The 10810-nt window shown below is 30.0% G+C and carries 8 protein-coding genes and 1 pseudogene; 1 reads left to right on the forward strand and 8 read right to left on the reverse strand.

Annotation, left to right across the window (positions count from 1 at the left end; translation table 11 throughout):
- The first annotated feature begins 302 nt into the window (after nt 1-302).
- Nucleotides 303-938 (forward strand): hypothetical protein, encoded by a 636-nt coding sequence (locus CVD18_RS19490; protein ID WP_103867177.1) that lies wholly within the window; start codon nt 303-305, stop codon nt 936-938.
- 441 nt (nt 939-1379) lie between these two features.
- On the opposite strand, the gene CVD18_RS19495 is transcribed toward CVD18_RS19490, so the two are convergent.
- The 8 genes and pseudogenes from CVD18_RS19495 to CVD18_RS19530 all read right to left on the reverse strand — a co-directional run.
- Nucleotides 1380-3470 carry a WG repeat-containing protein gene (locus CVD18_RS19495; protein ID WP_103867178.1) on the reverse strand — a complete coding sequence of 697 codons (2091 nt, stop codon included), beginning with the start codon at nt 3468-3470 and terminating at the stop codon, nt 1380-1382.
- 383 nt (nt 3471-3853) lie between these two features.
- On the reverse strand, nt 3854-4225 hold the full coding sequence (locus tag CVD18_RS19500) for a hypothetical protein (protein WP_103867179.1): 372 nt from the start codon (nt 4223-4225) through the stop codon (nt 3854-3856).
- A 406-nt stretch (nt 4226-4631) separates the two neighbouring features.
- Nucleotides 4632-5795 carry a hypothetical protein gene (locus CVD18_RS19505; RefSeq protein ID WP_103867180.1) on the reverse strand — a complete coding sequence of 388 codons (1164 nt, stop codon included), beginning with the start codon at nt 5793-5795 and terminating at the stop codon, nt 4632-4634.
- 296 nt (nt 5796-6091) lie between these two features.
- A complete protein-coding gene (locus tag CVD18_RS19510; RefSeq protein ID WP_103867181.1) occupies nt 6092-6970 on the reverse strand; it encodes a hypothetical protein in 879 nt (292 codons plus the stop codon).
- A gap of 113 nt (nt 6971-7083) precedes the next feature.
- Nucleotides 7084-7272 (reverse strand): hypothetical protein, encoded by a 189-nt coding sequence (locus CVD18_RS19515; RefSeq protein ID WP_103867182.1) that lies wholly within the window; start codon nt 7270-7272, stop codon nt 7084-7086.
- A 148-nt stretch (nt 7273-7420) separates the two neighbouring features.
- A complete protein-coding gene (locus tag CVD18_RS19520) occupies nt 7421-9271 on the reverse strand; it encodes a tetratricopeptide repeat protein (protein WP_158250513.1) in 1851 nt (616 codons plus the stop codon).
- Nucleotides 9272-9359: 88 nt separating this feature from the next.
- Nucleotides 9360-10091: a LytTR family DNA-binding domain-containing protein gene (locus CVD18_RS19525; RefSeq protein ID WP_103867184.1), complete on the reverse strand. Its 732-nt coding sequence runs from the start codon at nt 10089-10091 to the stop codon at nt 9360-9362.
- A gap of 184 nt (nt 10092-10275) precedes the next feature.
- Nucleotides 10276-10810: pseudogene (locus CVD18_RS19530) on the reverse strand (transposase); the annotation flags it as partial.

A 10810-nucleotide genomic window follows, 5' to 3' on the forward strand; every position in this document is an offset into this window, starting at 1 on the left:
AAGATTGGTGGGTACAAGTAAGCAGAACGAGTAATAAACACGAGAACCAGTTACAGCAATGTAGCTGGTTTTTGTTTAATTTTGAATTTATACACCTGACGGTACGAATTTGTACATTAAGCCTGTTTTATTGGGAGAACTACTTCTAGTAAATTTAGAATTTCGAAATTAAAAGCAGGTCAAGAATTAATTAGACAAGCTAATAATAAAAACGCAGGTCATTTACCTGATATGGTAAAAGCTTTAAAAACTGCTGGACAAAGGTTAATTGAAAAAGGTAAAAGTATAAATCATAAAATGTGATGACAGTTAATAAAGAGTTAGATGGTATGATTATCAATTTATCACTAATAGATAATGATCAGTTAAAAGAACTCGAAATTCTAAAAATATTGAAAGTTTTAGATTCTTATGAATTAGACGATTTTTATAAATATTACTTAAAAGGATACTTATGGTATAATATGCCTTTTGAAAACATAAATAGAGCTAAGGAAGTTGAACATAATTTAAAGGAATCAATAAGTAAAAAACCTGATTATTTATTTTCTAAAGCTTATTTAGCTTATTATTATTATGATAACAAATTTTATAAAAAAGTAATCGATGTCTTGAATTTTTTAGATTTTTCATTTTTTGAGGAAAGGAATCAATTGTGGCAAAGCTTAAAGCTTCAGGAGTTATTAGCTATGTCTAAATTACAGATATCAGATTCTGTTAGCAAAGATATATCGGATGATATTGTAGGGTTGATTTATTCATATATACATGTGCCAGAGGAAGAAGTAGCTGTTCCTCGAGAATTAGTAAATGTTGTTATTGAGAATAAAAATAAAAAAGGCATTTTGAGTATAAAAGAAACTATATTATTGTTAATTAACTCTAAAGATTATAAAGATTATTTTGATAATGATGTTAGATCAGAATTAACTCAATAACTTCTCCAGCTGCCGCTAGAGTGATCGCTCCCGCTAGAATTTTTCTAGTGGCGGTTATGAGTGAGCGGTACGAGTGAGGAAATATAAATTATCCAGATGGCTCTGATATGATAGCGCAGAAATGTTTTCTGTGCTGGTTGTTAAGCAGTACGAGTAAATAAAAGCAAAGAACCAGTTACAGCAATGTAGCTGGTTTTTTAAGTGTAAAACCAATTTTTTCCAGAGTTTAGCGATATTTTTATCATTTTTTCACTGGTAACTTATTTAGGTCTGATTTTGAAATAATTAATCGAATATCTTCGATCAATAAGTTCGAACTTTGTCCCTCCGACTCCACCAAAAGAGAATCTTGGGTGAAAAGAGTCAAGATTCTCTTTTTTTTACATAGATGTAATTATTGTTACGTTTATTGAAAATACAGAGATGTTTTACTAATAATGTCTAATTAGTACTGGATTCCTTGCCTTTGATTAAATTTCCTTCTGCATCATAACTTTCTTCATTGTATAAATGATACTCAGCCTCATTAGTATCTATGGTTATTGAGGATGATTGAATATTGTCTGAAAATTGCTTAAATATTTTATTGTTTTTGTCAATCAAAAAAGCCGTTTCATTTTTTTCTACACAAGCATATTTCTCCATAAAATATCTGGCATTTTCATATAAGAAAGGGATTACAATTTTTCCATTACTATTTATGTAGCCCCATAATCCTGTATCATTATTTCTTACTGCTGCTAAACCATTAGAAAATGATTTTGCTTCTTTATAAGAATTTAGGTCAATTATAACTTTACCTTCTTTATTTATAAATGCTTTATTCTTTACCTGCATAAAATTGTTTTCAGAGGATTTTTTATAAACCAATAGTAAGCCATCTTTACCGAACCCGTTTTTGCCAGATACATCTTCAAAATCATTCCATTTACCATTAGTTATATTCTTACCTTGTAGCGTATATATGTCTTTTTTGTCGTAGTACGTATCAGTATTAATAGATGTAAAAACAAGATTCTCTTTTATTTGTATAGAACTAAATGTTTTGTTCAAAACCTTCCTTCCTTTTTTATCATAGAGTTCTTCTTGATTATTCAAATCAGTAATAAAAAAACCGTTAACAGGTCTTATGTAGTCATACTTCATAGGGATAATGATATGCCCTGTTTTGGCATTAATAACCCCTTCTGGGCCATTGGTTTTCTTTTCTATATTAACAAGATTCTCTGGGAAGATTTCATATTCATCTAGTTTATAATTTACTAGCTTTAATATGTTATTGTTTGTGTCTAACCAATAGGTTTGATTTAGATCTTCTTTGTATTTTCCATGGTAATAGTAATCATTTGCCATTCGTAAATCTTCAAATTCTGGGAGGATAACCCAAGCCCCTTTTTCGTTTACAAAACCCATTTTTTCTTTTTCCTTATCTACTGTTAAAAAATAATTAATTGTTGGTTTTTGATCACGCTCTGATCTTTTTATTATGTAAGTTTTTTTAATTTTTGTAGAAACCCCTGTTTGGATATAAACTTTTACTTTTTGTACATTGCCTGAGAATTGATAGGTAGATAATGTTACCTGTTCATTTTTAGGAGGTATTGGTGTATTTTTTAGTAAGAAACTCGCTAATACTTTTTTTGATTTGATTTTTTTACTATCGATTTGTTTTATGGTAGTTTTTAATTTGTTATTAAAACATTCTAGATAAGATAGCATTTCTTCAGAAGGTTTTGTATTGCTTGAACTGCCTATGTGTTTTAAGTTTTTCTCACTTTTATGAACACCCTTAATAGCTATTATTTTGTCTCTAATAGTATTAGGATAACTTAATAAAATAGTGTTTCCCGTTTTGTTTTCCAGAGCTACTGTTCCTGATGGTAATTTTGTTCTAGTATTTTTATGTTCTAAAATTATTTCTTCTATAATAGGGTAGGTATAAGTAATATTGACTTGGATACTATCTATGTATTTTGAAGAAGGTATGGCTACACCGAGTTCTCTGTATGAAACTTTATCAAAATTAGTAGTATCTTTTGATATCGTTTTATCGGTATTGAAAACCTTTTCTATTTTTATAGAAGGCATATTTTGAGGATCATTCCAGTGCTCTTTTACAATATCCATATTTAAAGAATACATATTCATTGATACGTATGAACTAGGATATGTTATCTGTTGTCTTATATATAGTTTTGAAAAAAAATAGTTTAATCGAGTTGCTAGAGTGTCATTAGGAAGGATTGGATCAGAAAAATCATCAAAAATAGGCTCTTTATGATAGATAGTATCTTCTGTGCTGGTAGATAATTCAAGATTTATTTTGGAAAACTTAAGTAATGAAGAAATCCCTTCTTGTTGCTCTTTTAGAAAATGATGTGCTTGATCTAAGCTAAGTGTATCTATAGAAGTTAACAAGATATTATCCTTTTTAATTGTATTACCTAACTCACTGCATGAGTTTGTTTGGCTATCACAAGAGGATATAAAAATTATAAATGATAAGCTTATAAACTGTCTTAGGTGTTTCATTTTTGAAAAATTTTAAAAAGCAGGAGTTTTTGTGTTTTTATAAGAAAAAAGAAGCGCGTTATAATAGTGTCTAATTGCAATTAATGTGATTGATTTTTTATATATATGATACTAAAATTATAAATCATAACAAATGTACAAGAACCTTTGTTTATTATGATATGAAATCATAAACATGTTTTTGTAAGTTTTAAACTATAAGATGTTATTTTAAATTTTTTGGTCAAATATTTCAGAACGAAGTATATAGAAATTATAAAAGGCATTAAAATACAATGTTTTAATGCCTTTTAAACAAATAAATAAAAACCAAGTAATCTATTGTTGGTATTATGAATACTTTGTTTGTATTAGAAATTATATTTTAGGGGTGGTAAAAGCCTTTAGCAATAGAGTGACTTTTTGGAAGTATACCCATTAGATAATGTTGAATCTAGAGATTGTCTAATAGTAATTGCAATAATACTTTGGGGATAAAAATAGGTAAGGCCATTTTGTGGTTGGTCAAAGCAGATATTGTGACCATGGTGATCTTTTTGAGAAATATCTGTAATATGACCTTCTAAATATAAGCCACTAGCTAGAGATACTCCTACAATAATATGAGACTTGTTTTGGTATGCAAAATTTACAGTTTCTGCTATAGATTTAGTTTTGAATTCTTTTAGATACGGGACTTCTAGTGTAATATCAAATCCTGATACTTGATGATTTTCTTGAAATATTGTAGTAGTTCTTTTTTCTTTGAGTGCCATACGTTTTTTTATAAATTAATCTATAAGGCTTGTAATTGTCACCGAAACCTAAGTGCTTTATGATATTTCAAAAGTATAATGATATGATGTATAATAATTCCCCCTTTATAGTGAATTATTCTACCCTGAAAAAGGGGGGGGGTGAAATATGGGGTTCTACTATTAGCAAGCTAATCAGGAAAGAAAAGAAAGAATATAAAAAGAGGTGCATATGCACCTCTTTTTTTGATCAATGATATGATTAATCCGAGAAAAAAATGTATTGGTTAATCAATCTTATTAGATAATTTAGGTTTATAAGTATGCCTTGACTAGAAGTTACTTTGTAAATAAAGTCGAGGTATGTTTATTTTGGATAAAAAATAATAGTATCCAAAACAGTAACTTCATGTGTCAAAAAAAGGTATTACTTAATAATCTCAGCAGTAACATCAAGTCTAGCTGGTTCTAATAAATCATCAATCTCTGCGTTATATTTTATTCTGGGATAAAACACGGCAGTTGTTTTATAAGTTGCTGCAGGGTAATCTCTAGCATTAATTATTACACTTACATTGGCACTATCTCCTGGAGCTAACCCTACTCCTGGTACAGCTCTATTAAATATAAATACTTTAGATGGTGTTACAGGATCTTGGTTTTCTTGAGTATCTCCATTTCCATATTCTAGGACGTGATTTCCTTGGTTAGTCCATTGTGTAATAACATGCGTTACTGATGCTCCTTCTTGAATGTCAGTGACTGTAAAGGAGGATACTTCTGTCTTGATTGGGTTGATTACATCTACAATGACAACGGTAGTTTTAAATTGGTCATTGTCTTTATTTTTAACCTCAAGAGTAAATGTATTAGGGTATTTAAAATCTATACTCATACCCTCTGCTGGGTATTCTTGAGTTGCATTTCCTGGTAATTGAGAGCTGTTTTGGTAATAATATGCCTTTGAACCATCATATGTAATTGTTGGAACTAAGTTTGTGAAATCTGTTCCTACAGGTACAAATAAATATATTTTATCTAATCCTGGGTCTTCTATAGTTCTAGAAATTTCAATATCATTTGGCAAGCTTGGGTTTTTACTTTTTTCAAACTTAAAACTTGTTATTTTTAATGTTTCGGGCACAATTACTGGTTCTCTTGTGATACTTACAGTATAATGTAATAATTCTTCTTTATCACCTGTAGCATTATTTATAGTATACAGATTTGTTTTTCCGTCTACATACGATAATCTTGTATCGTTACCAGGTGCAATACTGAATTTACTCAAATTAAGCTCATCAGATGTTATTATTGCACTTATAGCATCCAAAGAGGTTGTTGCAGCTACAGTGATATTAATTTGACCATGTTTTGTCTCTTTATTATCTACAATCTCTGGATCGATGATCTCTGTTTTTATTGCTGTTATACCAAATAAAGGAAAAGCCGAGAGTTTTGCTTCTTGTAGATTAACTGGCTGTTCTGGTTGTATAATACCAGAGTTGTCATCATCAGAACCACAACTGATTATTAAGCTTAGAGAGAGGATAACACTTCCTAGGCTTATTGATTTAAAAATGTTTTTCATTATTTTACTTTTCAACTGATTAATTGATCAAATGTATTGTAATGATTTATTTCTTTAAAATTAATATGGTGTGTCACCTTACTTATTTGGTGAATGTGCTATAATAAGGGGTGAGCTTATAAGCATTGTTTTTGAAAATAATTGAGATTATAATTCTGGAAGAACTTTTTTTTTAAACAGTTGGTCTTTTTTTAATATAAAACATCTAAATATGATAAAAAAGTAGTACCCTAAAAAATATTTTTTAGGGTACTACTTTTTTGACAATATTCTAGATAAAATCTAAAAAATAATTATTACCACACAAAGTGAGCAATAACATCCATTCTAGCTGGTTCTAATAGGTCATCAATCTCTGCGTTATCTTTTATTCTAGGATAAAACACAGCTGTTGTTTTATAAACTCCTTCAGGGTGGTCTAAGGGGAAATCAATTGCTGCAAATATATGGTCACTATCTCCTGGAGCTAATCCTCCTGAGGGTATAGTTCTATAAAAATTAAATAAATAATGTATTCCTACAGGGTCTTGGTTTTCTTGAGTATATTCTTTTGCATATTCCAACAAATGATTTCCTTGGTTAGTCCATTGTATAACATGGTCTGCTCTTAAAACTCCATCTGACAGGTAGACGTTAAAAAAGGTTTCCTCTATTTTGAGTGGGTTAATTACATCTACAATGACATTGATAGTTTTTGATTTGTCATTGTCTTTATTTTTAATTTCAAGAAGAATAGAATTAGGATACTTAAAATTCATACTAGTGTTTTCAGTATATATTTTTTCTACAGAAGATCGTAAAGGGCCTTCGTGGTAATGTAGCGTTGTACCAGTGTATGTAATTGTTGGAACCAAGTTTGTAAAATCGGTGCCTACAGGTACAAACAAATATATTTTATCGTTTGCTAAGTTCTCTACAGTTCTGGCAATTTCGATATCATTTGGCAAATTTGGGTTTTTACTTTTTTCAAACTTAAAACTTGTTAGCTCTAATGTTTCTGGCACGATTACAGCTTCTTTTGTAATACTCACAGTATAATGCAACAATTCTTCTTTGTCACCAGTAGCATTGTTTATGGTATATAGATTTGTTTTTCCGTCTACGTATGATAATTTTATGTCGTTACCAGGCGTAATGCTGAATTTACTTAAGTTAAGTTCCTTAGATGTTATCATTGCGCTTATTGCATCTAGAGAGGTTTCTGCGGCTACAGTGATATTAATTTCTCCGAACTTAGTTTCTTTATTCTCTACAATTTCTGGATCAATGATCTCTGTTTTTATTGCTGTTATACCAAATAAAGGAAAGCTGAGAGTTTTACTTCTTCTAGGGCAACTTCTTCCACAGGTGGTGTGTCTGGCGTATCTGGGTTTATAGGATCTAAAATTGGGGCATCATCTATAGAGTGACAGCCAATCATAAGAAATATAGAAAGAATTATATTTCCTATATTTAATAATTTAAAAACATTTTTCATTGTTTTGCTTTTCTTAAAATTAGTTTATCAAGTAAAACTATGATACTAAGGTGCGGTTTCTAAATTAATATGGTGTAGTGTATTCTTTATTTGGTAAATGGATTAAAAAGAAGGGTGAAGGGTAAAGCATACTTTAAATTTATAGATTTTATGCGTTTACATTGAATTCAATTTTATAACAAGCTCCAGGATTAGATGAAATCTCAACAGAACCTTTGATTTGCTTTGTTAATCCCTGTATAAGCTGCATACCCAGAGAATGGCTGTTTTCTATTTTGAAGTCTTCAGGGAATCCAACTCCTGTATCTTTTATGGTAAGTGTGCATTTACTCTCGTTTTGAGAGGCTTTGATACTAATATGCCCATTTGCACCTTCTTGAAAAGCATACTTGATACTATTGACTATAATTTCATTTATAATTAGCCCGCAAGGAACCAAGTAATCCATATTAAGATTGATATGATCTACAGCAGTGCTTATGGTAATATTTTGCTCTGTAAGATCATAACTGGTTTTGAAATATGTTAATAGATTCTCTAAATAGGTTTCCAAATTAATCAAAGATAGATCACTAGACATATATAGTCTCTCGTGTATAATAGCCATTGCTTGTATTTTATTCTGTATCTCTTGTATGATTTCTACAGAACTTTTATGATCTCCAAATTTATGTTGAAGTCGTAACAGGCTTGATACAATTTGCAAATTGTTTTTTACCCTGTGATGTACCTCTTTTAATAATATCTCACGATCTTTAAGTGTTTGCGATATCTTCTTGTTTTTCTCTTCTAGAATTCTATTAGTCTTTTGTTTGTTTTTATAACTATAAAAAAGTGTTGATGCTACTATGGTTAATCCGATTAATCCAATTAGTAGTACAATTTGAATCGTTTGTTGATTTTTGTTCTCCAATGTTTTTATTTTGTTTTCATTGGTTAGTAATTGCACTTCTTTTTCTTTGCTTTCAATATCAAATTTTGCTTGAATTTCTTTTAGTTGTTCGTGTTTTTTTTCATTAGACAAAGAATCTTTGACTTTATTAAATTTTAATAGATACTCATATCCTTTTTTATATTTTTTTTGTCTGCTATAATAATCATGAAGAGATTCATATACTTTGGATAGCTGTGGCAGTACTTTTGATTTTGTAGCTATTGCCAATGCTTTATCATAGTATGATATTACAACTTTGGTATCCCCTATTTTTTCATAGATCTCAGCCAGTCTAAGGTATTCGGTTGCATTTTCGTATGTTTGGCCAATTATTTTTCTCAATTTTAGAGATTCTTTGGTGTATGCCAATGCTTTTTCTAATTTGTTTTCTTGGATACTTATTGCAGATAGATTATTCAATCCAACCATAAGAGAGTTGTAATCATCTCTTTTTTCGGCAATATCAATAGATTCTTGTATTGTTTTTCTGGCCTTTTCAAAATCATTCTGGCGCATATACATTTCTCCCATATTGATCAATACAGTAGTTATGTATTGTGAGTCATCAATTTCATGCGATAGTTTTAGTGCTTTATTATAATACAGGAGACCATTTTTATCATCTTTTAGCCTGCAGGAATACAATGAGCCTATATTATTGATTATGCCTACAAGAAGCTTATTTTCTTTTTCCTTTTTGTATATCTCAGCGGTTTTTAAATAGAAATCTAGTGCCTTATTGTATTCTCCCATCCGTAGATGCACTAGCCCCATATTCTGATATGTCCTTGCAATACCTAAATCGTAGTCTAGTCCTTTTGCAATTTCTATTGTTTTATTGTAATAGAATAATGCTTGTTTGTATTCTGATTGGCCATTACAAAGTTTACCTAGTATGAAATAGAAAGACCTAACATCCTTAGAGTTTTTGTCTTTTAATAGTTCTAGTCCTTTTAGCGCATATTCGGTAGCTTTTTCGGGATCAGTATAACTTCGACTGAGCGCAAGTTTTTGATAGATTTCTATTTTTTCTTTTTTAGAAGCAGTTGTTAACTTTTGTGTCAAACTATCTGTTTGAGCAATTAATGAAATACTAAAAAAAAAGAAAAAAAGATAAGTGTATCTCTTCAAAAAAAAGTAGAAGGTGTTCATGTTATAAAACATCTAGGCGTTCTAATAATAATTTTTTATAGGCTTTGCTGATTGGGATGGTATTATCCCCAATGCATATAAACCTATTTTCTATTTTATCAATTTTTTCTAAGGCAACGATATAGGATCTGTGAATTCTTAAGAATTTGTCTTGTGGTACTTTGTCATAAAATTCTTTGAGAAACATGTTTACAACCACTTTTTTATTTTTAGTGATTACCTGTGTGTAATTATCCATTGCTTCTGCCCACAGAATTTCATCAATCATAACTTTTGTAAGTTGTGATTTGTCTTTTATAAATAATGTATCAGATAATTTATTAGTAGTAGGTGAGTGTGGAGTGGTATCTTTTCTTTCTAGTTGTTTTTGTAAGGCAATTTGTAGGGCAAAGGATAATTCTTTTATTTTAAAAGGTTTTAGTAGAAAGCCAAAAGGCTTAGATTGTAATGCTTCTGCAAATGTATGGTTATCACAATAGGCAGTAAGAAAAACAACTGGAACTTTATATTTATAATAGATCTCTTCTGCAGTATCAATACCATTTTTTTCTCCAGAAATATTGACATCCATTACAATAATATCAGGCGCGGTTTCTGCAGTATATTTCATAGCTTCGTCATAGCTATCAGCAATACCTACTACAAAATAATCAATTTTTTCTAAGCTGGTTTTAATATCTAAGGCGATCGAAAATTCATCTTCGACGATTAACACTTTTTTGTTTTTCATCATAAAAATTATCCCTCTTAACTGTTACTACAAAACTATTTAAAATATACTTTATAAATACTATATATAGGAAACAATGCTGTCTAATAGTATTTGTAAAACCACCAATTATGTAAGATTATGCTACTATTTTTTTGATTTACAGTAGTTTTTTTCCATAGAATAAATGAAGTGATTTAAACTTTTTCTAGTTCTTTTTTTTAAATTTTTTAATCGCTATGACAATGAATGACAGGTAATTAAAACCTATCCAACTAGTTACGGTAGTATCATACCTATTGAGCAGTGACCTATAGCTATCCATCCAAGCATTGGTTCTCTCTATAGCATATCTTTCATTGTAAAGTTCTTGGTCGAAATATTCACCTCTGTCTAAGTCTCCATTACGTTTATTGAAACATACATTTGCATTAATATCCTTTTTATCACATGAGTTTCTAAAGTCCTTGGCGTCAAATCCTGCATCTGCATTGAGAAATAACCCCTCTATAGAAATATTAGCGTCTTCCAATGTTGATGTTACTACCTCGAATTGAACCTCAATATCATAGAGATCATTATGATTACCTGCTAAAGGTTCTGACAGGGCAAGAGGCAATCCCTGTCTATCACTTAAATAAAGGGCATTGGTAGTTTTACGTTTTTTTCCACTTGTTCTCCACCTCTAATAGCTGGAGTATGACTACCATCTAAATCTACACTAGAGAGATCAAAGTTAGATT

The sequence above is a fragment of the Aquimarina sp. I32.4 genome, assembly GCF_002924285.1.
Classification (GTDB): domain Bacteria; phylum Bacteroidota; class Bacteroidia; order Flavobacteriales; family Flavobacteriaceae; genus Aquimarina.